Source organism: Actinomadura sp. RB99 (assembly GCF_014706005.1).
Classification (GTDB): domain Bacteria; phylum Actinomycetota; class Actinomycetes; order Streptosporangiales; family Streptosporangiaceae; genus Spirillospora.
This window is the reverse complement of sequence record NZ_JABMCA010000024.1, coordinates 26,918-52,083: the sequence shown is the minus strand read 5'-3', so window position 1 is coordinate 52,083 and position 25,166 is coordinate 26,918. Positions and strand designations below refer to the sequence as shown.

Below are 25,166 nucleotides of genomic sequence, written 5' to 3'. Positions count from 1 at the left end.
CCGCCGCGCGGCGGGGCGGGCCGGCGTCAGCGCTTCTCGCCGACGCCCACGAGCCCGGCGAACCGCTCGCCGTCGGTCCGGACCCCGCCGTCCAGCCACTCGCGCGGGCCGGTCAGGCCGGGCGGCAGCAGCTCGAACCCGTCGAAGAAGCCGCGGATCCGCGCGCGCGGCCGGGCGCCGAGGGGGGCGCTGGCGTCCGCGTAGACCCGCTCGGCCTCCGCCATCGCCTCCGGGAACGCGTCCGTGGCCAGGTGGGACAGGATGAGCCGGCTGCCCGGCGCGAGCGCGTCGCGGTAGCGGGCGACGAGCGCGGCGGGGTCCTCGGCGTCGTCCACGAAGTGGAGCACCGACACCAGCATCAGCGCCACCGGCTCGGAGAAGTCGATCATCTCGCGGACCGTCGGGTGCGCCATGATCTCCTCGGGCCGGCGCAGGTCGCCTTGGACGAACCCGACGCGCTCCGCGTCCGCGAGCAGCGCCCGCCCGTGCGCGCACACGACGGGGTCGTTGTCGACGTAGACGGTCCGCGCCTCCGGGCGGACCTCCCGGACGGCCTCGTGCACGTTCTCCCGCGTCGGGAGCCCCGACCCGAGGTCGAGGAACTGCGCGATCCCGGCCCGCGCGGCGTCCCGCACGGCGGCGCGCAGGAACGCCCGGTTCAGCCGGACGCCGCGCACCACCCGGCCCTCGGAGATCTCCACGATCCGCGCGGCGGCCTCCCGGTCGGCGGCGAAGTTGTCCTTGCCGCCGAGCCAGTAGTCGTACATCCGCGCGACGTTGGGGGTTCCGGGGTCGAGATCCGCGGTGGCGTCGGTCACGCGGACATGATCCTCTGGCTGTCCGGGCCCGGCAAGCGGAACGCCGGTGCCGGACAAGGGGGGCGAGGCGCGCTCAGGGGCGGCGGCGCCAGGCGGCGAGGGCCGCGTCCACGTCGCCGCGGATGCGGTCGCGGGCCTCGCGGCGCGGCACCCCCGCCATCAGCAGCGCGTCGTAGCCGGTGTCGAGGTGCCGGATCGAGGCGATGACGGCGAGCGTGACGGCGTCGGCGTCCAGGTCGCGGCCCGCCGCGCTGCGGCCGACCCGGCCGCTGCCGCGCAGCCCGGCGTGCCGGGCGATCTCCTCGGCGCGCCCCGCGGGGCAGCCGGGGAACAGCCGGACGATCTCGGCGGCCATCCGGGCCTGGAAGTCGGCGTCCTGCCCGGCGCGGCGCTCCCGGTCGCGCTCGCGGCGGCGGGCCCGCGCGTCCCCGTCGGCGAGGCACTGCTCCTCGGCGCGCTCCAGCGCCGCCTCCTCGACCAGCACGCCGCGCCGCTCGTAGCGCTTGCGGCGCCGGTTGTGCTCGACGACGACGGCCGACAGCCCGCTCTCCTTCTTCGCGCGGCGGCTCAGCGCGGCGTTCCCGGACGGCAGGAACACCAGGTGCCCGAGGTCGGCGCAGTCCAGGCAGAGCGGCGTGCCGTCCTCGACGACCTGGAATCCGCCGGGGGCGCGGCACCCCGGGCACGTCCAGTCGCCCGGCGGCACCAGGACGGTGATGTCGGGCGCCTTGGCGTGCCGGGCGGCGAGGCGCTCGCGCTGCGCGGGCGTCAGGTCGGGGGACAGCCAGTGCGTGCGGTGGTCGCGTTCGGCGGCGTCGCGCCCGGCGGCGGTGAAGCGCAGCTCGCGGTGGTCGCGGGTGGCGGCGGCGTAGGGGGTCTCGGCGGGCTCCAGGCCGTTCGCCTCGGCCCAGGCGCGCAGGGCGCGCAGCGCGGCGGCGATCTTGTCGGGCCGGACGGTCATCGCGGCGTGCAGGTGGTCGTGCCGCCCCTGCCGCCACTCGTCGACGGTCGCGGTCCGGATCCAGCCGAGCCGGACGAACACCTCCACGGGCGCCACGGCCCGGGACCGCTTCAGCAGCTCTCCGGCGGCGTCCGACACCCGGCGCGCCAGCCGGGACTCCTGCACCTCGCTCACGGCGCCCCACGCTATAGGACCTCTCGGACGATCCCGGCCGACCTGCGTCGATGACGGAAAGTAGCGGAGCGTAGCGTTCCGTGCATGGGGGATGATCGGGCGAGCTGGACCGGTCCGGGCGGCCTGCGGGTGACGGCGGTGCGGCTGTCGGGGGCGCACGGGGTGTGGGCCGCCCTCGCGGGCGTGCGCGGCGCCGACGCGTACCTCGTGACGAGGAACGGCGCGATCGTCGGCTACTACGCCACCGTGGAGGACCTGGCGGGCGTGCTGGACCTGGCCGAACTGCACGCCGACTAGGCCGTGGCTGACAGTCCCGGCCCACTTCGACACAGGCGCTGGGCCTCGTCCGCACGGCTCCGGCCGGGGTCGGTTCCGGGGGTTTCGGGGAGTTCGCCGCTTGCGGGAATGCGATCCGTCGTGTAATCGTTTACAAGAGCACGATGTAATCGTTTACACGATCGTTTCCATGGGAGGTGCGCCTTGGCCGGGGTGAAGGACGTCGCGCGGCTCGCCGGCGTCTCCGTCGCGACCGTCTCGCGCGTCCTCAACGACAGCGCGTCGGTCACCGAGGCGACGCGGGCCCGCGTCCTCGCGGCCGTGGACGAGCTCGGCTACCGCCCGAACGCCGTCGCGCGCTCGCTGCGCACCGACACCACCCGCACGATCGGGCTGGTCATCGGCGACATCCTCAACCCGTTCTTCACCGAGCTGGCCCGCGCGATCGAGGACCGGGCGCGGGCGGCGGGCTACTCGGTCGTCATCGGCAACGCCGACGAGCGCCCCGAGCGCCAGGACCACTACGTCCGGACCCTGCTGGAGCAGCGGGTCGACGGCCTGCTGCTGTGCCCCACGGCGGAGATCACGCCGCTGGTCCGCGACGTCGTCCGGGACGGCGGGCCGCTGGTGTTCCTCGACCGGACCCTGCCGGGGCTGGACGTCCCGACGGTCCGCGCCGACGGCACCGCCGCGATCGGCGCGCTGGTGGCGCACCTGGCGCGGCTCGGGCACCGGCGCATCGCGTTCGTGTCCGGCCCCGCGCTGCTGTCCACCGGCCGCGAGCGGACCGCGGCGTTCCGGGCGGCGCTGGAGGCCGCCGGGCTCCCCGTGCGGCCCGAGTACCTGGAGGCCGGCGACTTCCAGGCGGCCAGCGGGCGGGCCGCCGCCGCCCGGCTGCTGGACCTGCCCGAACCGCCCGAGGTGATCTTCGCGGGCGACAACCTGATGGCGCTCGGCGCGCTCGACGAGATCCGCGCGCGCCGGCTGGCGATCCCCGGGGACGTGGGGATCGCCTCCTACGACGACGTCCCGTGGTTCACCCATGTGGACCCGCCGGTCACCGCGATCGGCCAGCCCGTCCAGGAGCTCGGCCGGCGCGCGGTGGGGGCGCTGCTGGAGCGGATCGAGGGCCGCCCGGTCGAGCCGGTGGTGCTCGACGCGCGGCTGGTCGTGCGGCGCTCCTGCGGCGAGCCCGGCGACGAACGACACGGAAGCGAAGGGAGTGGCCGCCCATGAGCCTGCCTGCCGAGAAGGAGATCCTCCGGGTGCGCGGGCTGCGCAAGGCGTTCCCGGGCGTGCTCGCGCTCGACGGCGTCGACTTCGGCCTGCGGCCCGGCGAGGTGCACGTGCTCCTCGGCGAGAACGGCGCCGGCAAGAGCACACTGATCAAGACGCTGTCCGGCGCGCACCGCCCCGACGCCGGGACGATAGAGGTGGACCGCCGGCCTGTGGAGATCCGCACGGCGCAGGACGCCGAGCGGCTCGGCATCGCGACCATCTACCAGGAGTTCAACCTGGTCCCGGAGATGACGGTCGCGGAGAACCTGTTCCTCGGCCGCCAGCCGCGCCGGTTCGGGCTCCTCGACCGCAGGGCGATGAACGCCGCCGCGCGGGACCTGCTCGCGAAGGTCGGCGTCCAGGCCGATCCGGACGACCGGATGGCGGGGCTCGGCATCGCGCGCAGCCAGATGGTGGAGATCGCGAAGGCGCTGAGCCTGGACGCCCGCGTGCTGATCATGGACGAGCCGACCGCAGTGCTCACCACCGGCGAGGTCGACCGGCTGTTCGGCATCGTCGCGCGGCTCCGCGAGCAGGGCGTCGCGGTCATCTTCATCACCCACCACCTGGAGGAGATCCCGCGGATCGGCGACCGCGTGACGGTGCTGCGCGACGGCAGGTCCGTCGCGGAGGTGCCGGCGGCCACGCCCCGCGACGAGCTCGTCCGGCTGATGGTGGGCCGCTCGATCGACCAGCAGTACCCGCGCGAGCGCACCGAGGCCGGCCCGCCGCTGCTCCAGGTCAAGGGACTGACCCGGGACGGCGTGTTCGAGGACGTGTCGTTCGAGGTCCGCGCGGGCGAGGTCGTCGGGCTCGCCGGGCTGGTCGGCGCCGGCCGCACCGAGGTCGCCCGCGCGATCTTCGGCGCGGACCGTCCCGACCGCGGCGAGGTCATCGTGGACGGCACGTCGCTGCCGCCCGGCGACGTCCACGCGGCGATGGAGGCCGGGGTCGGGCTCGTCCCGGAGGACCGCAAGGGCCAGGGGCTGGTGCTCGGCGCCGACGTCCAGGAGAACCTCGGCCTGGTGACGCTCGGCCGCGCCACCCGCGGCGGCCTCGTCGACCGGGCGGGGCAGCACCGGGCCGCCGGCGAGATCGCCGGGAGGCTCAACGTCCGGATGAGCGGGCTGCGGCAGGAGGTCCGCACCCTGTCGGGCGGCAACCAGCAGAAGGTCGTGATCGGCAAGTGGCTGCTCGCCGACGCGAAGGTGCTCGTGCTGGACGAGCCGACGCGCGGCATCGACGTCGGCGCGAAGGTCGAGATCTACGAGCTGATCAACGCCCTCACCGCCTCCGGGCACGCGGTGCTCATGATCTCCAGCGACCTCCCGGAGGTGCTGGGGATGAGCGACCGCGTCCTGGTGATGGCGCGGGGCCGGCTGGCCGGCGAACTGCCGGCGGCCGAGGCGACGCAGGACGCGGTGATGGCGCTGGCCGTCGCCGGGCCCGGCGGCGCAGGGGAGAACCACGAGGAGAACGACGATGTCCACTGAGACGTTGCGCAAGCGGCCGCAGGGGCCGCGGTCCGGCGGCGCGGCACGGGCCGCCGGCCGGCTGCTGGGCGAGAACGGCGCGCTGGCCGGGCTGATCATCCTGGTGGTCGCGCTGGCCATCGCGTCCGGTGACTTCCTGACCGTCACCAACCTGCTGAACGTCGGGGTGCAGGCGGCCGTCACCGCGATCCTGGCGTTCGGCGTCACGTTCGTCATCGTCACCGCCGGGATCGACCTGTCGGTCGGCGCGGTCGCCGCGCTGTCGGCGGTGGTGCTCGCCTGGACGGCGACGCAGCACGGCCTGGCCTGGCCGCTGGCGCTGGTCGCCGCGGTCCTCGTCGGCCTCGTCGCCGGCCTGGTCAACGGGGCGCTGATCACCTACGGGAAGCTGCCGCCGTTCATCGCGACGCTGGCGATGCTCGGCGTCGCGCGCGGTCTCGCGCTGGTGATCTCCGACGGCAGCCCGATCGCGTTCCCCGGCGCGGTCACCCACCTCGGCGACACGATCGGCTCGTACCTGCCCGTCCCGGTCATCGTGATGATCGTGATGGGGCTGCTGACCGCGTTGATCCTCGCCCGCACCTACAGCGGCCGCGCGATGTACGCGATCGGCGGCAACGAGGAGGCCGCGCGGCTGTCGGGCATCCGGGTGAACCGGCAGAAGCTCGTCACCTACGCGCTGTCCGGCGCGTTCGCGGCCGTCGCCGGGATCGTGCTGGCGTCCCGGCTCGCCTCGGCGCAGCCGCAGGCCGCCAACGGCTACGAGCTGGACGCGATCGCCGCCGTCGTGATCGGCGGCGCCAGCCTGTCCGGCGGCAAGGGCAAGGCGTTCGGCACCCTGGTCGGCGCGCTGATCCTCGCGGTGCTGCGCAACGGCCTGAACCTGCTGTCGGTGTCGGCGTTCTGGCAGCAGGTCGTCATCGGCGTCGTGATCGCGGCGGCGGTCCTGCTGGACACCGTCCGGCGGCGCGGCCTGCGGGTCCGGCCCGCGACGTTCTGGGCGGGCGGCGCCGCGGTCGTCGCGGTCATCGTCGCGCTCGCCGCGGTCGTCGCCACCACCGGCGGCAACGACTCCAAGTCCGGCGGCGCGGCGGGCGGCGGCTCGGTGCGGATCGGGCTGTCGGTGTCCACGCTGAACAACCCGTTCTTCGTCCAGTTCCGCCAGGGCGCGCAGGACGAGGCGAGGAAGGTCGGGGTGAAGCTGACCGTCGGCGACGCGCAGAACGACGCGTCGCAGCAGGTCAACCAGGTGCAGAACTACACCAGCCAGGGGATGAAGGCGATCATCGTCAACCCGGTGGACTCCGACGCCGCGGCGCCCGCGGTGAAGGCCGCGAACCGGGCGGACATCCCCGTCGTCGCCGCCGACCGCACCGTCAACGGCGCGAAGGTCGAGCAGCTCGTCGCGTCCGACAACGTCGCGGGCGGCAAGGACGCCGCGGCGCAGATGGCGCGGCTGCTGGGCGGCAAGGGCAAGATCGTCGTGATCCAGGGGCAGCCCGGCACCTCCGCCTCCCGCGAGCGCGGGCAGGGCTTCGGCGAGGGCCTCAAGCAGTACCCCGGCATCCAGGTCGTCGCCAAGCAGCCCGCCGACTTCGACCGGACCAAGGGCCTGGACGTCATGACGAACCTGCTCCAGTCGCACCCCGACGTGAACGGGGTGTTCGCCGAGAACGACGAGATGGCGCTCGGCGCGATCAAGGCGCTCGGCGGCAAGGCCGGAAAGCAGGTCAAGGTCGTCGCGTTCGACGGCACCCCGGACGGCATCAAGGCCGTCCAGGCCGGCACGCTGAACGCGACCGTCGCCCAGCAGCCCCGGCTGCTCGGCAAGATGGCCGTGGACAGCGCGCTCAAGGCCGCCAAGGGCGGCGGGCTGGTCGCCAACGCGCCGGTGCCGGTGAAGATCGCCACGCCGGAGAACGCCGCCCAGTTCGCCACGCAGTAGAAGGGGAGTTCCGTGCCGGAACAGTACGACGTCGTCGTGGTCGGCTCGGTCAACGCGGACCTGGTGGTCGGCGTGGACCGGCGGCCCGCGCCGGGGGAGACCGTCCTCGGCTCCGACCTCGCCACCCACCCGGGCGGCAAGGGCGCCAACCAGGCGGTCGCCGCCGCCCGGCTCGGCGGCCGGGTCGGGATCGTCGGCCGCGTCGGCGACGACGGGCACGGCGCGCTGCTGCGCGACGCGCTCGCCGAGGCCGGCGTGGACCTGGCGCACCTGGCCGCCACGCCGGGCCCGAGCGGCGTCGCGCTGATCACGGTCGGGCCGGACGGGGACAACAGCATCATCGTCTCGCCCGGCGCCAACGCCCGGCTCACCCCGGACGACGTCGCCGCCGCCCGCGACATGATCGCCGCCGCGTCCGTGGTGACGTTCCAGCTCGAGGTGCCGATGCCCGCGATCGAGGCCGCCGCCCGCGCGGCGGCCTCGGCGGGCGCCCGCGTCGTGCTGAACCTGTCGCCCACCGCGCCCGTCCCCGCCGAGGTCCTCGCGCTCTGCGACCCCCTCGTGGTGAACGAGCACGAGGCCGCCTGGCTGCTCGGCGGCCCCGGCACGGCGGACGGCACGGACCCGGAGCGGATGGCGGCGGCGCTGCTGCGCTCGGGCCCCCGCTCGGCCGTCATCACCCTCGGCGCGGACGGCGTCGTCGTCGCCGACGCCGAGGGCACGGCGCCGATCCCGTCGCCGAAGGTGGAGGCCGTCGACACCACGGGGGCCGGCGACGCGTTCACCGCCGCGCTCTGCCTGCGCCTCGCGCGCGGCGACTCCCTGCGCGACGCCGCCCGCTACGCCACCCGTGTCGGCGCCGCCGCCGTCCGCAAGCCCGGCGCGCAGACCTCCTACCCCACCCCCGACGAGCTGCCCGCCTGACCGCCGGGCGGGTCAGCGGGTGGTGCGGGCCCGGAGGCGGTAGAGGTCGTCGGCGACGTCGTGCACGTCCGCGCCGAGGTCGAAGGCGCTGAACAGGTGCAGGTCGTCGGCGGTCTCGATCTCCAGCATCTGGGTGTGCAGCAGCAGCCGGCGGCGCTCGTCCACCCGGATCGCGGTCACCGCCTCCCACGGGACGCGGCGGTGGCCCGCGTACCCGGTGACGACCGTCATGCCGTCGCGGTCGGCGGCCACCCGGACGGGCGCCAGCAGGTCCCGCAGCGCGACGGCCGCGAGGCCCAGCGCCGCGACGCCCGCCAGCAGCAGCCGCTCCGAGTCGCCGCCGCTGAACGCGGCCACCGCCGCGACCGCCGCGGCCGCCGCGCACTTGGCCGCGACGACCTTGGGCGGCACCCGCCAGCGCCGCGACTCCTGCCCGTCCATGCGCCCACCGTAGTGGCAAGGGTGTTCCGTCCGGTGAAGGCCGGTCTGGCGTCCCCGCCGCGCGGGTGTCCGATACCGTCGGGGACATGCGACTCGGCGTGCTTGACGTGGGCTCGAACACGGTGCACCTCCTGGTGGTGGACGCCCACCGGGGAGCCCGCCCGCTGCCCGCGTTCTCCCACAAGGCGGAACTGCGCCTCGCCGCGCACCTGGAGGACGGCGACCGGCTGTCGGAGCGGGGCGAGCGCCTGCTCCGCGAGTTCGTCGACGAGGCCCTGCAGGTCGCCGAGGACAAGGGCGTCGAGGACCTGGTCGCGTTCGCGACCTCCGCCATCCGCGACGCCGCCAACGGCGAGGAGATCCTCGACCGCATCCGGGCGGAGAAGCGGATCGGCATCGACGTGCTGTCCGGAGAGGACGAGGCGCGGCTGACGTTCCTGGCCGTCCGCCGCTGGTTCGGCTGGTCGTCCGGGCGGCTGCTGGTGGTCGACATCGGCGGCGGCTCCCTGGAGATCGCGTCCGGCATCGACGAGGAGCCGGACGCGGCGTTCTCGCTGCCGCTCGGCGCGGGCCGCCTCACCCGCGACTGGTTCACCGCCGACCCGCCGCCCGCCGACGAGGTCCGCGCGCTGCGCCGGCACGTCCGCGCGGAGATCGCCCGGCACGTCGGGGAGGTGTCCCGGTACGGGCCCGCCGACCACGCGGTGGCCACGTCCAAGACGTTCCGGCAGCTCGCCCGGATCGCGGGCGCGGCGCCCTCGGGCGATGGACCGTACCAGCGGCGCGTCCTCCAGGACACCGACCTCACCGACTGGACCGAGAAGCTCGCGCAGCTGACGTCCGCCGAGCGCGCGGAGCTGCCCGGGGTGTCGGAGTCGCGGGCGCCGCAGCTGCTCGCGGGCGCGATCGTCGCCGACGCGGCGATGGACCTGTTCGAGCTGAAGGAGCTGGAGATCTGCCCCTGGGCGCTGCGCGAGGGCGTCATCCTGCGGCGCATCGACCACGCGTCGCCGCTGACGCCGGGCCGCTAGACCGCTGTACCGCCGTTCGGGTGCCGTGCGTGCGGGCTGCGGGCCGTCATGACCAGCTCGGGTGGCCGAGGACCTGGCCCGCCGGGGTGATGACGCGGTCGCCGGTGCCGTCGGCGCGGACGGCGTGGATCTCCGGCGTGCCGACCGGGCCGCTGACGTAGCAGAGCCAGCGGCCGTTGCGGGACCAGCCCGGGTCCATGGCGTGGGCGCCGCCCGTGGTGAGCGGGTGCGGGTTCGAGCCGTCGGCGTTCATCAGCCAGATGTCGCTCGTCGCGGAGGGCCCGTGCGTGTAGGCGATCTTGGAGGCGTCCGGCGACCACTCCGGGTCGACCGCGCGGACGCCGTCCTTGGTCAGCCGCGTCCATTGCCGCGACGGGTGGTCGGGGTCGAGGGTGTAGATCTGCTCGGCGCCGTCCTTCCTGCTCCAGAAGACGATCTGCCCCTTGGACGACCACATGGGGTCGTCCTTGGCCGAGTCGTCGCCGGTGAGCCGGGTGACCGTGCGGGTGTCGAGGGCGATCGCGTAGATCTGGTGGGTCCCGGTGGTGTCGCCGACGCCGGCGCCGCCCATGAAGGCGAGCCGCTTGCCGTCGGGCGACCAGGTCACCCGCCCGCCCGCGATGTCGGTGACCTTCCGCGCGTCCGACCCGTCGGCGTTCATGACCCACGCCGAGTTCGTCCCGCCGCTGGACCGGCTGAACGCGATGCGCGTGCCGTCCGGTGAGCGTTCGGGGAGCGTGTCGCAGGACGGGCCGCCGACGAGCGTCTTCGGCGCGGCGGAGCCGGGCGTGTAGGTGCCGATGTCGGCGTGGCAGTCCTTCGGCCAGCCGGGCCGGGTGTCGATCCGCACCAGCATGGGCCCGGAGGGGAATCCCGTGGCGGGGGCGGCGCTGCCGCCGCTCTTGCCGTGGTCGCCGTCGGGGCGGGTGAGGAAGTAGGCGCCCCCGGCCGCGACCAGGGCGGCCACGAGGACGGCGCCCGCCGCCGCGATCACCGGCCCGCGGCGGTCGCGCCGTCCGTGCGGCACCGTCACGGGCGGCGGGCCGATCTCGGGGGAGGCGTACGCCTCGTGGGACGGCGTGGTCCGGGCGTGCGGGATCTGCTGCCGGCGCTCGCTCTCGGGCGCCGGAGCGGCCTGGGCGAGCTCGTTCGCGGGCGCCGTCGCCGGATGCGGCACCGGCCCGGCACCGCCGGCGGGCGGTTGCGGCATCGGGGCCGCGCCGCCGGGCGAGTGCGGCCGGGGCGCCGCGCCGCCGGGGTCGCGGGACGTGACGTCCGGCCGGGGGACCGGCGGGGTCGTCCACGACGCGCCGAGGGTGTGCGACACGTCGGCCTCGCCGGCGCCGCCGACCAGGTCGAGCAGCAGCTCCCGGGCGCTCGGCCGCTGGTCGGGGTCCTTGCGCAGCGCGGCCCGGACGAGCCCGGCCAGCGGCTCCGGCACCGGCCCGAGCTCCGGTTCGGCGTGCACGGCGCGCGCCGCCATGAGCTCGAAGGAGCCCTGCCCGAACGGGTTGCGGCCGGTCGCGGCGAACGCGACCAGGCAGCCCCAGGCGAACACGTCCACCGCCGTGGTGATCCGCTGCGCGGTGATCTGCTCGGGCGCGAACCAGCCGGGGGTGCCGACGACCTGCCCGGTCCGGGTGTGCGAGGACGCGGCGTCCAGCGCCCGCGCGATGCCGAAGTCGATCACGCGCGGGCCGGAGATGGACAGCAGCACGTTGCTCGGCTTGAGGTCGCGGTGCACCAGGCCCGCGCTGTGGATCGCGACCAGCGCGGCGGCCACGCCGACCGCGACGCCGTGCAGCATGCCGGGCGACAGCGGCCCGGTGGCGGTGACGTGGTCGAGCAGCGAGGGGCCCTCGATGTACTCGGTGACCATGTAGGCGAGGCCGAGGTCGTCGCCGTGCTCCAGCACCTGCGCGGTGCAGAACGACGCGACCCGCTGGGCGTGCGCGGCCTCGTCGTGGAAGCGGGCGAGGAACATCCGGTCGCCGGCGAGGTCGGGGCGGACGACCTTGACCGCGACGGCGCGCCCGCCGGGGTCGCGGCCGAGGTACACCGCGCCCATGCCGCCCTCGCCGATCCGGGCCTCGATGCGGTACCGCCCGACCCGCGTCGGATCGTCCGGCTCCAGCTCCCGCGGCGCGGGTGCGGTGGGCCGTGGCTGTGAGCGTGGGCTCTCCATCGGCGATCTGCCTTTCGCCGGAGCCGCGCCTTGGCGGCCGCCTCCACGGCGGCACGCGACCCTCTCCGTGACAACGATGACACATGTGGGACGCGCCCGGCAGGGCCCGCGTTCGGCCCGCGATCAGTGGAAGTTGCGGGCGCGGACCCGGCCGGGGACGGGGAGGCGGCGCAGCCGGGTGGCGCGGACGTTGGTGACGCCGTCGGCGCGTTCGAGGCGCCCGCCGACCAGCAGCGCCTGCGAGTCGACGGCCAGGCCGCGGTGCCGCTGGAACACCTGCGGCGGGCAGACGACGTTGATGATGCCGGTCTCGTCCTCCAGCGTCATGAACACGATGCCGCCGGCGGTCGGCGGGCGCTGCCGGTGGGTGACCAGGCCCGCGACGACGACGTTGGTGTCCGACGGCGTCGCGGCGAGGCGTTCGGACGACAGGGCGCCGAGCTCGTCGAGCGCGTCCCGGACGTGCGCGACGGGGTGGGTGTGGGAGACGCCGGTCGCCCACAGGTCGGCGAGGGTCTCCTCGATCGGCGTCATCGGCGGCAGCGCGGGGGCCGCCGCGCCGGGCGTGACGCCTTCGAGCTGCCCGGGGCCGGTGCCGGCGAGGGCGCCCGCCGCCCACAGCGCCTCGCGCCGCGTCATGCCGAGGCAGCCGAACGCCCCGGCGGTCGCGAGCGCCTCCAGCGCCGCCGCCGACACGGGGACGCGCCGGGCCAGGTCCTCCATGCTCGTGTAGGGGCGTCCGGCCGCGATCAGCTCGGCGGTGTCCTCGCCGAGGTTGCGGATGCCGGCGAGGCCGACGCGGATCGCGGGCTGCGGCGCGGCGGGCGCGTGCGGATGGTCCGACGCCACCTCGACGGGCTCCTCCAGCGTCGGATGCACGTTGCTGGCGTTGATGTCCACGCCCCGGACGACGACGCCGTGCCGCCGCGCGTCCGCCAGCAGCGACTGCGGGCTGTAGAACCCCATCGGCTGGTTGCGGACGAGCGCGGCCGTGAACGCGGCGGGGAAGTGCCGCTTCAGCCAGGCGCTCGCGTACACCAGGTGCGCAAAGCTCTGCGCGTGCGACTCGGGGAACCCGAAGCCGGTGAATCCGAGGATCTTCTCGTAGACGTCCTCGGCGATGCCGGCGGGGATGCCGCGCTCGGCCATCCCGTTGAGCAGCCGCTCGCGGAGGCGCTCGACGCGCTCGGGCGCGCGCTTGGCGCCCATCGCCTGCCGCAGCTGGTCGGCCTCGTTCGGGGTGAACCCGGCGCAGTCCACGGCGAGCTGCATCATCTGCTCCTGGAACAGCGGGACGCCGAGCGTGCGCCGCAGCGCCGGCTCCATCAGCGGGTGCGGGCACGTCGCGGGTTCGAGGCCCTTGCGGCGCCGCAGGTACGGGTGGACGGACCCGCCCTGGATCGGGCCGGGGCGGATCAGCGCGACCTCCACCACCAGGTCGTAGAACTCGCGCGGCCGCAGCCGGGGCAGCGTCGCCATCTGCGCGCGCGACTCGACCTGGAACACCCCGACGGTGTCGGCGTCGCACAGCATCTCGTACACCTCGGGGTCCTCCGGCGGGATCGACTGGAGGTCGTGCCGCTGCCCGTGGTGCTCGGCGACGAGGTCGAAGCAGTCGTGCAGGGCCGCGAGCATGCCGAGGCCGAGCAGGTCGAACTTCACCAGGCCGGCGGCGGCGCAGTCGTCCTTGTCCCACTGCAGGACGCTGCGGTTCGGCATCGTCGCCCACTCGATGGGGCAGACCTCGCCGACGGGGCGGTCCGCGATGACCATGCCGCCGGAGTGGATGCCGAGGTGCCGGGGCAGCGTCAGCATCCGCCCGGCCAGCTCCATGACGGGCGCCGGGATGTCGGTCTCCGACCCGACCGGGTCGCGGGGGTCGATGCCCTTGGACCAAGCGTCCTGCTGGCCGGGGGAGAACCCGAGCGCGCGCGCCGCGTCCCGGACGGCCATGCGCGGCCGGTAGCTGATGACGTTCGCGACCTGCGCCGTGCACTCCCGCCCGTACTTGCGGTAGACGTACTGGATGGCCTCCTCGCGGCGCCTGTGCTCGATGTCGAGGTCGATGTCGGGCGGGCCGTCGCGGCCGGGGGACAGGAACCGCTCGAACAGCAGCCCGTGCCGGACGGCGTCGACGCCGGTGATGCCGAGCGCGTAGCAGACCGCCGAGTTCGCCGCCGACCCGCGCCCCTGGCACAGGATGCCTTCTCTCCGGCAGAACTCCACGATGTCGTGGACGATCAGGAAGTAGCCGGGGAAGTCGAGCTGCTCGATGACGTCCAGCTCCTTGGAGATCTGCGCGTACGCGCCGGAGACCCGCTCGCGCTCCGGCGGCCCGTACCGCTTCAGCGCGCCCTCCTTCACCAGGTGCCGCAGCCAGGTCGCCTCGGTGTGGCCGTCCGGGACGGGCCAGTCGGGCAGCCGGGGCGCGACCACGTCGAAGCCGAACCGGCACTCGCGGCCGAGCTCCGCCGTCCGGTCGAGGACGCCGGGGAAGCGCGCCAGCCGCGCCGCCATCTCCGTTCCGCTGCGCAGGTGCGCGGTGCCGCTCGCGGGCAGCCAGCCGACCATGTCGTCCATGCTGCGGCGCGCGCGCACCGCCGCCATCGCCTGCGCCAGCCGCGCGTCGCCGCCCGGCGCGGCGAAGTGCACGTTGTTGGACGCGACGACGCCCGCCCCGACCCGCGCGGCCAGCGCGAACAGCGCGTCGTTGCGCTCGTCGTCGTCCGGGTGGCCGTGGTCGACCAGCTCCACGAACACGTTGTCCCGGCCGAACATCCCGATCATCTTGCGCAGCTCCCGCTCGGCCGCGTCCGGGCCGCCGGACTCCAGCGCCGCCGGGACCGGTCCCTTGCGGCAGCCGGTCAGCACCGCCCACTGCCCGCCGTGCGCCCCGGCGAGCGCGTCCAGGTCGTACACCGGACGGCCCTTGCGCCCGCCCGCGAGCTGCGCCCCGGTGATCGCCGAGCAGAGCCGCCCGTAGCCCTCCGGGCCGCGCGCCAGGACGAGCAGGTGCCGCCCCGCCGGGTCGGGCTCGCCGGTCTGCGGGCCCGGCAGCCCGAGGCTCAGCTCCGCGCCGAACACCGTCCCGATGCCCGACTCGTGCGCCGCCTGCGCGAACTGGACCGCCCCGTACATCCCGTCGTGGTCGGTGACCGCCATCGTCTCGACGCCGAGCCGCGCCGCCTCCGCGACCAGCGCGTCCGGTGAGCTGGCGCCGTCGAGGAAGCTGAACGACGAGTGGACGTGCAGCTCCGCCCACGGCACGCCGCCCTCCGCGCGCCGCGGCGCCTCCCGCGTCTCCTGCCGTGGTTCCGGCGGCGCCTCGTCCCGCGCCTCGTCCGGCGGCCGCTCCCCGGACCGCCACGACAGCCGCTCCTCGAACTCCCGCCACGGGATCGCCGGATTACGCCACCCCACGGCGCACCCCCGAGCCGGCGGAAGGGGGACCGCTAGTCATAGGCGGCCTCCACGTGCCAGCGGCGGCCTTCGACGGCCAGGAGGTACGCGGCGCCGTCCTCGGTGACGACCTGGAAGCGGGCGCGGCGCCGCGCGTGCGCCGGGTCCCACCAGCGCTCGTCCGCGGGCCACGGGCCCGCCCACCCGGTCACCGCCGACGGGCGGCCGCCGAGCAGCAGCGCGGCCGGCGGCGCCGACACCGCGCAGCGCGCCGACACCTCCACCGGGGCGCCGTCCGCGTCGAGCAGTTCCGCCTCCGGCGCCGCGACCGGCACCACGGCGGGCGCGGGCGCGGTCAGCCGGCCCGGCCAGGGCCCGTCCGGCGGGTTCGCCGGCGGCAGGTCGCCGACCGGCACCCGGACGACCTGCTCGCCCGGCCCGCGCCCGCCCGCGAGCACCGGACGGGTGATCGCGCCGTGCCCGAGCAGCCCCTGGATCCGGTCGGCGGCGCGGGCGATGCGGTCGGTGACGGCGGTCCGGCCCCACAGCGCCTCCTGCCGCCCGCCGTCCGGGACGAGCTGGTCGGGCGTCAGCTCCAGCCAGGTCACGCCGCCCCACACGGCCTCCTCCCCGGCGGGCGCCTCGATGCCCTCGGGGTCGGTGCCCGCCGCCGGGCGGCCGTCCCGCCACGCCGACAGCTGCCACCGCACCCGCTCGGCGACCGCGAGCGCCGACAGCCGCCCGTCGTGCCGCCACAGCCGCCGCAGGACGTGCCCGTCGGCGAACCCGGCCTCGACCTCCAGCCGCACGCATGCCAGGCCGCCCGCCGCAAGCCCGTCGTGCAGCTCGCCGGCCAGCCGCTTCGCCGTGAACACGACCTGCTCGGCGTGCTCGGCGGGCGGGTCGAACGCCGCGCGGACCGACAGGTCCGCCGCCGCGCGGACCGGCGCGATCGGGCGCGGCTCCTCGCCCCGCGCCAGCCGGTGCGCGAGCGCCCCGTCCGCGCCGAACCGCCCCGCGACGTGCCCGGACGGCAGCTCCGCGAACGCGCCGAGCGTCCTGATGCCGAGGCGCGCCAGCAGGTCGGCCAGCTCCGGGCGGTCCAGCACCGACAGCGGGTACGGCGCGAGGAACGCCGCCGCGCCGCCCTCCGGCACGACCACGCCGCCCTGCCCGGCGCGCGCGGCCAGCTCGGCGGCGAACAGGCCGTCCGCGATCCCGGACCCGCAGTCGTGCCCGGCCTCGACGACCGTGTCCTGCACCAGGACCCGCAGCGCCTCCTCGCCGCCGTAGAACCGCGCCGGGCCGCGCGCCGCGATCGCGCACAGCCCCGGGCGGACCACCTCGACCCGCGGCGCCAGCTCCGCGACCGCCTCCACGACCGCCTCGAAGAGCCGCCCCTCGGCGTCGGTGTCGCGCTCCCGCACCACCAGGTCGGGGCAGCGGCGCTGGGCGTCCCGCAGCCGCTGCCCGCGCCGGACGCCCTCGGCCCGCGCCGCCGCCGAGCACGCCGCGATCCGCCCCTGGACCACCACGGCCCCGGCCGTCCCGGCGTCCACCCCGACGGCCGTCACGGGCCAGTCCGGGCACCACACCGCCAGCACCCGCGTCACGCGATCCCCTCCCTGACGGCGACGGCGGCCGGTGCGCCGTCGCGGCGGGTGTGGACGGGCGCGCCGTCCTTCACCGCGGGCGGCGGGACGATCTCCAGCGGCCGCCGCGCCGGGGCGGCGGGCGCCACGGTTCCGTCGGCGGCGGGCAGCCACAGGTCGGCGCGGCGGCCCCGGCCCGGGGCGTCGCGGCCCTCGGCGACCACCCGGGCGCGGCGGCCGCGCAGCCGCCCGTGGCCGTCGCCGACGCCCTCCCAGGCGACGCCGTCCAGCCGCAGCCGCAGCCGTACGCCCGGCCAGTCGCGGGCGTAGGGGCCGGTCAGCGTGAGGACGCAGCCGTGCTTGCGGGCGAGCGCGGACAGCCGGCGGACGGTGGCGGCGCCGGGGCGCTCCGGCGGGCACAGCAGCACCAGCTCGACCGCCTCGGCCAGCGCGGCGACGACGTCCGGCCAGCGGTCGCCGGGGTCGTCGACCAGCAGCAGCCGCTCGGGCTCGGCGCCCATCCCGGCGGCGGCGACGACGCCGAACGACGGGACGCCGACGATCCCGCACCAGCCGCCCGCGCCGTCCTCGCCGCCGTGCCGCGAGACGCCCGCGACGAGCGCGAGGGCGAGCGAGGCCGCGCCGGGCCCGTCCAGGCCGACGAGCGAGCCGGGGCGCAGCCCGCTGGGGATCACCGGGCGCAGGGCGGGCAGCACGGGGACCGCGCGGGCGGGCGGCGCGGACGCGTGCTCCAGCGACCTCGCCAGGTCCCGCAGCGCCGCCTCCGGCACGGTCGTCCCTCCTCTCGCGCCCCTCCGCCTAATTTCGAACACAGGTTCGACCCCTGTCAAGTTACCGCAGGTCACGGTATGGAACAGCGGGTGCGTGCGGGCGGCCGGAAAGCCCTGCCGGGTAAGGCTTCCCGGCGTCCGGGAGGCAGAATGGGCGGTATGACCGACGACGTGCGCACCGTGGAATGGGCCGGGGACGGGCTGCGGCTGCTGGATCAGACCGTGCTGCCCGGGCGCGTCGAGCACGTGGTGGTGCGGGACGTCGGCGGGCTCGTGGACGCGATCCGGCGGCTCGTGGTGCGCGGCGCGCCCGCGCTCGGCGTGGCCGGCGCGTTCGGCGTCGCCGTCGCGCTGCTCCAGGCCGAGCGCGAGGGCTGGGACGGCGCGGCGCGCGACGCGGCGATCGCCCGGATCCGGGAGGCGCGCCCCACGGCGGTCAACCTCGCGGCGGGCGTCGACCGGGCCGTCCCGCTCGTCCCGAAGGGCGTGGACGCCGTGGTCGCCGAGGCGCAGGCCCTGCTCGACGAGGACGTGCGGGGCAACCGGGCCATCGGCGCGTTCGGCGCGCACTGGATCGCCGCCCGCACGCCGGACCGTCCGCTGCGCGTCCTCACCCACTGCAACGCCGGCGCGCTCGCGACCGCCGGGTGGGGGACGGCCCTCGGCGTCGTCCGCGAGCTGCACGGCCGGGGCCGCGTCGAGACGGTCTACGTCGACGAGACGCGCCCGCTGCTGCAGGGCGCCCGCCTGACGGCCTGGGAGCTGGTGCGGGCCGGGATCCCGTGCCTGGTGCAGGCGGACGGCGCCGCGCCCGGCGCGATCCTGCGCGGGCTGGTGGACGTCGCCGTCATCGGCGCCGACCGGATCGCGGCGAACGGCGACACCGCCAACAAGGTCGGCTCGCTGGGCGTGGCGCTGGCGTGCGCGGCGGCGGGCGTCCCGCTGGTGGTCGCCGCGCCGTGGAGCACCGTGGACCTGGCGCTCCCGTCCGGGGACGGGATCCCGATCGAGGAGCGGGCGGCGGACGAGGTGCTGGCCTGGGGCGGCGTCCGGACGGCCCCGGACGGCGCCGGCGCGTTCAACCCGGCGTTCGACGTCACCCCCGCCCGCCTGGTGACCGCGCTGGTCACCGAGACGGGCGTCCTGGAGGTGGCGAAGGGCGAGACCCCCGGCGGGGCACGGCCGACCGGGTGATCAGGCGGTCTCAGTCGTCCACGCGGGCGAGGAGCTCGCGGCTCCAGGAGCCGAAGCCCATGCGCTCGTAGAGCCGCACCGCGTCCCGGTTGGCCTCCACCACGCCGATCGACCAGTACGTGACGCCGCGGCTCCGCAGCTCCTCCTTGCACGCCCGGAGGAGCGCGGAGCCGACGCCGTTGCCGCGGACCGCGTCGGAGACGACGAGGGAGTCCACCTCGCCGCGCCGCGCGCCGAGGTCGAAGGTCGGTCCCGACGACCGGAGCCGGCAGACGAGGTACCCGGCCGGGTCCGGCCCGGCCGCCGGGGCGGCGGGCCGGGCGATGAGCAGGAGGGCGCCGTCCTCGTCGAGCCACGTCCGGTACTCCGCGCGGCAGCGTTCCCAGGAGTCGGCGGCGCCGCGCACCGGCCACCGCGCGCCGGTCACGCGGCGGTGGTGGTCGAGCATCGCCAGCCACAGCGGCTCCAGAGAGTCGATGTCGTCCGCCGTCCCCGCCGTGATCTCGATGTCCATGATCGCCTTGTAACCGCCATGAACTTCGCGAAACGGATGCCGTCGGGGTCCTAGAAGCGTCGGGGCCCTAGAAGTAGGTGCCGAACAGGTCCACCGAGGGCCAGGTCGTCAGCCCGTTCGCGACCGTGTGCAGCGGCGCGCTGAAGGTGGTGTAGTCGTAGGGCAGGCCGGACGGGTCGTCGCGCTGGTCGAACAGCAGGGCCCAGGTCACGCCGTCGTACCGGCGCGTCACGATGGTGCTCGTGCCGTCGTAGGCGCCGTCGTGCCAGGTGTTGCGGCCGCCCGTGACGTCCCGGGCGAACCAGCCGAAGCCGTAGTAGGAGCCGCCGGAGTTCAGCCCGGTCTCGGGCTTGGCGAACACCGAGGCGAGGGACGCGGAGTTCAGCACGCCCGTGCCGCCGTCGAAGATCTTCGTGAACCGGACGTAGTCGACGGCGGAGGCGAGCCACCCGCCCATCGGGGTGCGGTTCTCCACGTTGAACGAGCCGTAGGGCGCGGGGACGGTCGTGCCCGCCGCGTCGAACACCGACGGCCCGGTGCGCTGGGAGAAGTACGGGACCTCGCCCGGCGCGCGGTCCTTCTCGAGGGACCTGCCCGGCCGCATGCGCGTGATCCCCATCGGCCCGAGGACCTTCTGCTGGACGTAGGAGGCGTAGTCCGTGCCGGAGACCTTCTCCACGATCTGGCCGAGGAGCAGATATCCGTAGTTGCTGTAGGCGTAGGTGGTGCCGGGGTCGTGGTCGAGCTTCCATCCCGCCCCGTAGCGGACCATGTCCTCCTTCGAGACGGGGAGGGGGACGCCGAGCAGGGCGGCGATGCTGCGGTCCTTGTAGGTGGGGTCGCCGGAGATGTCGCGGTCCCATCCGCCGAGGTGCTGGAGCAGCCGCCGGACGGTGACCTGCCCGAGGCGCGGGTCCAGCGACCCGCCCGCCGGCGGCGCCAGCGCCAGCAGGCTCGTCACGGGCGCGTCCAGGCCGAGCCTCCCGGCCTGGACCAGCGTCATGACGGCCGCGGCGGTGACCGCCTTGCTCAGGCTCGCGAGCCGGAACAGCGACGTGGGCTGGACGCTCAGGGCCGTGTCGTCGCTCCAGGTGTAGCCGCGCGCCAGCAGCAGTTTGCCCTGGCGCATCACGGCGAGCGCGCCGGCCGGGATGTCGCGGGCCTGCATCAGCGTCTTGACCGCGGAGTCGAAGCCGCCGAGGCCCGCCCCGGCGGCCCCGCTGACGCGCCAGGTCCGGGTGCCCGCGGCGGGCGCGGCCCGCCGGGTCTCGGTCCCGCACCCGCCCGCGAGGGCGGGCGCGGTCAGCCCGAGCCCGGCCAGTCCCATCATCTTGCCGAAGTCGCGCCGGCTGAGCCGATCCGCGGCCATCGTGCCTCCCGTTGCGTCCCGAATCATGATCACGAGGGACTGTCCGGTGATCGCGATGGTCCGCACGGTGCCCTGGCGGATCGCGCCGCAGAGCGGCCCTGCTTTACGGGGTGAGGGTGCGGGTGGCCGCGCGGAGGGAGTCGTACAGGCGCGCTTCGTACGCCTTCGCGGCCGCCGGGTCGTTCTGCAGGAACAGCGCGTCGTTGAGGCCGGGGAGCCGCTGCGTGGCGTAGCCGGTGTCCATGCCCGGGGCGTAGATCTGGTGCCGGTACCAGGGCCGGCCCGGCAGGCCCGACTGGGCCAGCAGGTCGCGCTCGTCCTGCATGAGCTTGGCGTTCAGCCGCCGGAACTCCGCCGTGTCGCCCTTGCCGAGGGCCTGCTGCGCGCGCGCCTGCAACGCGTCGGCGGCCTTCTGCCACGCCTTGGCCTGGTCGATGTCGCGCGAGACGTCCACCACGACCTTGCCGAGCCGCGTGCGCTGCTGCTCGGTGAACGCGGTCAGGTACTGGGCGGTCTCGGCGGCGTACGGCGAGTACCGCATCGCGATGACGTCCGCGTCGGCGAGCCGCAGCGCCGCGATGCCGACGAGCCGGGACATCGCCGCGTGGTACTGCCAGGTCGGGTCGCCGAAGTGCGACATCCAGTAGAAGTCGTCGCACGAGCAGTGGTAGTTGCCCGACGATCCCGGCGACGAGGAGCCGAGGTTCATCGCGGGCACGCCGTAGCGCTGGAAGAACGCCTGGAAGTCCGAGCCGCCGCCGATGCGGTCGATCGGGGTCGTGCCGTCGTTCTGCGCCTTCCACGCGTCATAGGCCGTCCCGCTCGTGCCGGGCCAGGCGACCTCCTTGGCCGCGTCGATGACGGACTGGTCCAGCGCGGGCGTCGCCTCGGCGCCGAACTGGGAGCCGCCCGCGCCGTCCATGTTCACGTACGCGACGGCGTTGCGGAGCCGTTCGCCCTGCTGCTCGGCGTACTCGGTGGAGCCGAACAGGCCGTACTCCTCGCCGTCCCAGGTGGCGAGCACGACCGTCCGCTTGGGCCGCCAGCCCTGCTTGAGGAGCGTGCCGAGCGCGCGGCCGATCTGCAGGACGTTCTCCGTCCCGGACAGGTTGTCGTCGCTGCCGTACGCCCACGCGTCGTGGTGCGCGCCGAGCACGACCTCCTGGTCGGGGCGCTCGCTGCCGGGGATCGTCACGGTGACGTCCCACAGCTTGCGGACCTGGAAGGTGTTCTGGAGGTCGAGGTGCACCTTGGTGCCGCCGGGGCCGAGGCGGTAGGTGAACGGCAGGCCGCCCTGCCAGCCGTCCGGCGCCTGTGCGCCGGTGAGCGAGCGCAGCAGCGGCTCGGCGGCGCCGTAGGAGATCGGCAGCGTCGGGACGAGTCCCTGCAGCATCGGCGCCTCGGACGGCTTCAGCCGCCGGGCCTTCGGGGAGTCGTCCGACCAGCCGGGCGTCAGCGGGTCGCCGGAGGCGAGCTGGATCTGCGCGACGCTGCCGCGCTGGATGCCGTCGGACGCGCGCCACGGCCCGTCCGGGTACACCGGGCCCCGGGCGAACCCGTCGTCGGCCGGGTCGGAGTAGATCAGCACGCCCTTGGCGCCGTACCGGGCGGCGTCGCGCGGCTTGATCCCGCGGAACACCTGCCCGTACCGGACGAGGACGATCTTGCCCTTGACCGAGACGCCGGCCTTCTGGAGCTGCTCGAAGTCCTGGGGGCGGCCGTAGTTGGCGTAGACGACCTCGCCCTGCACGTCCCCGGACGGCGACAGCCCGTTGTGCGCGGGGATGACCTCGTCGAAGTGCTTCTGCCAGGGCCGCGGCTTCTCCTTGACCGGCAGCGTCGCGGCCTGCGGCGCGGTCATCTGGAGGTTGACCTTCTTCGGCAGGGACGTGTAGGCGTAATAGGTCTTGACCTACGGCTTCAGGCCGTACGACGCGAACCGCTTCACGATCCGCTGGACGCGATGCCAGTCGCCGGTCGTCGTGGTGACGGCGGGCTCGCTCGACAGCTCGGCGTCCAGCGAGCGGGCCACCTGCGGTGACGGGAGGGCGCTGAAGAGCTTCTCGTACTGGCGCTGCCAGCGGGAGCCCTGCGCGGTGAAACCGGCGATTGGATCGTTCCCAGCAGCGGGCTGGGCGGTGGCGGGGGCGGCGTCGAGGGCGGCTGCGGCGAGAGTGACGGCGGCGGCGCTCAGGGCCGCCAGTGCCGGGGTTCGGGAGCGGAACACCAGCGTTACCTCCCAGTACGTGCGGTACGGGTGCGCCCGGAACGTACGTCGCGATCAACGGAAGATCCAGAACCGCTGCCGGATCCGGCCACGGTCCGGCCGACAAGATCACTTCCCGACCGCGATGATCTGCATGTTCCGCTGACGATCAAGAAAATCGGCCCGGCCGCGCCGCACGGACCCGAGATCCGGAGGTTTGCGCCGACACATCCCGCGAACGCCCGCCCGCGTCGTCCCCGCGCCGGGATGTCGAACGAGCCGTCGAGGATCGGGTCGGAGCGGTGCCGCGGATCCGACATCATGAGGTTCGTGACGTCGCGCCCCCCGAACCCGGCTCAGCCCGAACCGCCGCGTCCGGTCGTGCTGGAGGCGGTGCTGGAGCGCGTCACCTACGCCAACGAGGACACCGGCTACACCGTCGCGCGGGTCGCGACGGAGCGGACCGGCGGCGACCTGCTCACCGTGGTCGGCGCGCTGCTCGGCGCGCAGGTGGGGGAGAGCCTGAAGCTGAGCGGTCGGTGGCGGTCGCACCCGAAGTACGGCAAGCAGTTCGAGGTCGACTCCTACACCACCGTGCTCCCGGCGACCGTGCAGGGCATCCGCCGCTACCTGGGCTCCGGCATGATCAAGGGCATCGGGCCGGTGATGGCGGACCGGATGGTCGGCCACTTCGGCACCGACATCCTGCGGATCATCGAGGAGGAGCCGGAGCGGCTCGTCGAGGTCCCCGGGCTCGGCCCCAAGCGGACGAAGCGGATCGCCGACGCGTGGGAGGAGCAGAAGGCCATCAAGGAGGTGATGGTCTTCCTGCAGGGCGTCGGCGTCTCGACGTCGCTCGCCGTCCGCATCTACAAGCAGTACGGGGACCGGTCGGTGGAGACCGTCCAGAAGGAGCCCTACCGGCTCGCGGCGGACGTGTGGGGCATCGGGTTCAAGACCGCCGACACGATCGCGCAGGCCGTGGGGATCCCGCATGACAGCCCGGAGCGCATCAAGGCGGGCCTCCAGTACACGCTGTCGGAGGCCGCCGACGACGGGCACTGCTTCCTGCCCGAGCCGAACCTCGTCACGGCGGCGGAGAAGATCCTCGGCGTGGAGCGGGAGCTGATCGTCCCGGCGCTGGACGAGCTGGCCCGCGACGAGGGCGTGGTCCGCGAGCCGATCCCGGGGGAGGGCGACGACGCCGCGACGATCCCGGCCGTCTACCTCGTCCCGTTCCACCGGGCGGAGCGGTCGGTGGCGCGCGGCCTCCGCGAGCTGCTCGACGCGAAGGAGGACCGGCTCGGGGCGTTCGCGGACGTCGACTGGGACAAGGCGCTGCCGTGGCTGAAGAAGCGCACCGGGCAGGCCCTCGCGCCCGAGCAGGAGGAGGCCGTCAAGCTCGCGCTGACGTCCAAGGTCGCGGTCCTCACCGGCGGGCCCGGCTGCGGGAAGAGCTTCACCGTCCGGTCCGTCGTGGAGCTCGCCGCCGCGAAGCGGGCGAAGATCGTGCTGGTCGCGCCGACCGGGCGGGCCGCCAAGCGGCTCGCCGAGCTGACCGGGCACGAGGCCGCGACCGTGCACCGGCTGCTGCAGCTCCAGCCCGGCGGGGACGCCAAGTACGACCAGGACAGCCCGCTCGACGCCGACCTCGTCGTGGTCGACGAGAGCTCGATGGTCGACCTGATCCTGATGAACAAGCTGGTCAAGGCGGTCCCGCGCGGCGCGCACCTGCTGCTGGTCGGCGACGTCGACCAGCTCCCGTCGGTCGGCGCGGGCGAGGTGCTGGCCGACCTGCTCGGTGCCGAGGCGGTCCCGCGCGTCCGGCTGACGAAGATCTTCCGGCAGGCGCAGCGGTCCGGGATCGTGGTGAACGCGCACCGCGTCAACACCGGCGAGCACCCGCAGACGCGCGGCTACCCCGACTTCTTCCTGTTCGCCTGCGACGAGCAGGAGGAGGCGGCGGACCTGACCGTCGACGTCGTCGCCAACCGGATCCCGCGCAGGTTCGGCCTCGATCCGCGCCGCGACGTCCAGGTCCTCACCCCGATGCACCGCGGCGTCGCCGGGGCGGGGGCGCTGAACGCGCAGCTCCAGGAGGCCCTCACCCCGCACCGGGACGACCGTCCGGAGCGCCGCTACGGCGGGCGCGTGTTCCGCGTCGGCGACAAGGTCACCCAGCTGCGCAACAACTACGACAAGGGCGAGGCGGGCGTGTTCAACGGGACGGTCGGCGTCGTCACCGCCGTGTCCCTGGAGGAGCAGTCGCTGACCGTCCTCACGGACGAGGACGAGAGCATCGACTACGGCTTCGACGAGCTGGACGAGCTGGCGCACGCCTACGCCATCACGATCCACCGGTCGCAGGGCAGCGAGTACCCGGCGGTCGTGATCCCGCTGACGACCGGCGCGTGGATGATGCTGCGCCGCAACCTGCTCTACACCGGCATCACCCGCGCGAAGAAGCTGGTCGTGCTGGTCGGGTCGCGGCGGGCGCTCGCCGCGGCCGTCCGCACGGCGGGCGCGGGCCGCCGCCACACGGCCCTCGCCCACCGCCTCAACCACCCGTAGCGGG

The 25,166-nt window shown here is 75.1% G+C and carries 19 protein-coding genes; 8 read left to right on the top strand and 11 right to left on the bottom strand.

Going from position 1 to position 25,166, the window contains the following annotated elements; all coding sequences use genetic code 11:
• Positions 1–26: 26 nt before the first annotated feature.
• Together amrb99_RS22105 and amrb99_RS22100 are read right to left on the bottom strand one after the other, a co-directional pair.
• On the bottom strand, positions 27–818 hold the full coding sequence (locus amrb99_RS22105; RefSeq protein WP_190858982.1) for an SAM-dependent methyltransferase: 792 nt from the start codon (positions 816–818) through the stop codon (positions 27–29).
• A 73-nt stretch (positions 819–891) separates the two neighbouring features.
• Positions 892–1,953 (bottom strand): DUF2293 domain-containing protein, encoded by a 1,062-nt coding sequence (locus amrb99_RS22100; protein ID WP_347256788.1) that lies wholly within the window; start codon positions 1,951–1,953, stop codon positions 892–894.
• Positions 1,954–2,037: 84 nt separating this feature from the next.
• On the opposite strand from amrb99_RS22100, the gene amrb99_RS22095 reads away from it, so the two are divergent.
• The 5 genes from amrb99_RS22095 to amrb99_RS22075 all read left to right on the top strand — a co-directional run bounded on the left by amrb99_RS22095 (position 2,038) and on the right by amrb99_RS22075 (position 7,869).
• The gene (locus tag amrb99_RS22095) at positions 2,038–2,250 is read left to right on the top strand and encodes a hypothetical protein (protein ID WP_190858981.1); all 213 of its coding nucleotides are present in this window, start codon (positions 2,038–2,040) and stop codon (positions 2,248–2,250) included.
• 192 nt (positions 2,251–2,442) lie between these two features.
• Entirely contained in the window at positions 2,443–3,465 is a 1,023-nt protein-coding gene (locus amrb99_RS22090; RefSeq protein WP_347256794.1) for a LacI family DNA-binding transcriptional regulator, read from the top strand.
• Entirely contained in the window at positions 3,462–5,000 is a 1,539-nt protein-coding gene (locus amrb99_RS22085) for a sugar ABC transporter ATP-binding protein (RefSeq protein WP_190858979.1), read from the top strand. The genes amrb99_RS22090 and amrb99_RS22085 overlap by 4 nt, the downstream gene beginning before the upstream one ends.
• A complete protein-coding gene (locus amrb99_RS22080; RefSeq protein WP_190858977.1) occupies positions 4,990–6,945 on the top strand; it encodes a substrate-binding domain-containing protein in 1,956 nt (651 codons plus the stop codon). The genes amrb99_RS22085 and amrb99_RS22080 overlap by 11 nt, the downstream gene beginning before the upstream one ends.
• Before the next feature lie 12 nt (positions 6,946–6,957).
• Positions 6,958–7,869, top strand: coding sequence for a PfkB family carbohydrate kinase (locus tag amrb99_RS22075; RefSeq protein WP_190858975.1), 912 nt, complete (start codon positions 6,958–6,960; stop codon positions 7,867–7,869).
• A 12-nt stretch (positions 7,870–7,881) separates the two neighbouring features.
• On the opposite strand, the gene amrb99_RS22070 is transcribed toward amrb99_RS22075, so the two are convergent.
• Complete coding sequence (locus amrb99_RS22070; RefSeq protein ID WP_190858973.1) at positions 7,882–8,310, bottom strand: PH domain-containing protein; 429 nt, start codon at positions 8,308–8,310, stop codon at positions 7,882–7,884.
• A gap of 86 nt (positions 8,311–8,396) precedes the next feature.
• On the opposite strand from amrb99_RS22070, the gene amrb99_RS22065 reads away from it, so the two are divergent.
• The gene (locus tag amrb99_RS22065) at positions 8,397–9,341 is read left to right on the top strand and encodes a Ppx/GppA phosphatase family protein (protein ID WP_190858971.1); all 945 of its coding nucleotides are present in this window, start codon (positions 8,397–8,399) and stop codon (positions 9,339–9,341) included.
• A 46-nt stretch (positions 9,342–9,387) separates the two neighbouring features.
• On the opposite strand, the gene amrb99_RS22060 is transcribed toward amrb99_RS22065, so the two are convergent.
• The 4 genes from amrb99_RS22060 to amrb99_RS22045 form a co-directional block, all read right to left on the bottom strand.
• Positions 9,388–11,526 (bottom strand): protein kinase, encoded by a 2,139-nt coding sequence (locus amrb99_RS22060; RefSeq protein ID WP_190858969.1) that lies wholly within the window; start codon positions 11,524–11,526, stop codon positions 9,388–9,390.
• A 123-nt stretch (positions 11,527–11,649) separates the two neighbouring features.
• Positions 11,650–14,946, bottom strand: a complete 3,297-nt coding sequence (locus tag amrb99_RS22055) for an error-prone DNA polymerase (protein ID WP_190858967.1) — start codon at positions 14,944–14,946, stop codon at positions 11,650–11,652.
• A 32-nt stretch (positions 14,947–14,978) separates the two neighbouring features.
• Positions 14,979–16,538, bottom strand: coding sequence for a DNA polymerase Y family protein (locus amrb99_RS22050; protein ID WP_190858965.1), 1,560 nt, complete (start codon positions 16,536–16,538; stop codon positions 14,979–14,981).
• Positions 16,535–17,308, bottom strand: a complete 774-nt coding sequence (locus tag amrb99_RS22045) for a hypothetical protein (protein WP_190858963.1) — start codon at positions 17,306–17,308, stop codon at positions 16,535–16,537. The genes amrb99_RS22050 and amrb99_RS22045 overlap by 4 nt, the downstream gene beginning before the upstream one ends.
• 159 nt (positions 17,309–17,467) lie before the next feature.
• Between amrb99_RS22045 and mtnA the strand changes: the two genes are divergently transcribed.
• A complete protein-coding gene (mtnA, locus tag amrb99_RS22040) occupies positions 17,468–18,502 on the top strand; it encodes an S-methyl-5-thioribose-1-phosphate isomerase (protein WP_190858960.1) in 1,035 nt (344 codons plus the stop codon).
• A gap of 10 nt (positions 18,503–18,512) precedes the next feature.
• On the opposite strand, the gene amrb99_RS22035 is transcribed toward mtnA, so the two are convergent.
• The 4 genes from amrb99_RS22035 to amrb99_RS22020 form a co-directional block, all read right to left on the bottom strand.
• A complete protein-coding gene (locus tag amrb99_RS22035; protein ID WP_190858959.1) occupies positions 18,513–19,016 on the bottom strand; it encodes a GNAT family N-acetyltransferase in 504 nt (167 codons plus the stop codon).
• Positions 19,017–19,083: 67 nt separating this feature from the next.
• Positions 19,084–20,385 (bottom strand): serine hydrolase domain-containing protein, encoded by a 1,302-nt coding sequence (locus tag amrb99_RS22030; protein ID WP_241755789.1) that lies wholly within the window; start codon positions 20,383–20,385, stop codon positions 19,084–19,086.
• Between the two features lie 103 nt (positions 20,386–20,488).
• On the bottom strand, positions 20,489–22,246 hold the full coding sequence (locus tag amrb99_RS22025; RefSeq protein ID WP_190858956.1) for a M28 family peptidase: 1,758 nt from the start codon (positions 22,244–22,246) through the stop codon (positions 20,489–20,491).
• A 51-nt stretch (positions 22,247–22,297) separates the two neighbouring features.
• Entirely contained in the window at positions 22,298–22,612 is a 315-nt protein-coding gene (locus tag amrb99_RS22020; protein ID WP_190858953.1) for a hypothetical protein, read from the bottom strand.
• 309 nt (positions 22,613–22,921) lie between these two features.
• On the opposite strand from amrb99_RS22020, the gene amrb99_RS22015 reads away from it, so the two are divergent.
• Positions 22,922–25,162, top strand: coding sequence for an ATP-dependent RecD-like DNA helicase (locus tag amrb99_RS22015; RefSeq protein WP_347256787.1), 2,241 nt, complete (start codon positions 22,922–22,924; stop codon positions 25,160–25,162).
• The last annotated feature ends 4 nt before the right edge of the window (positions 25,163–25,166 follow it).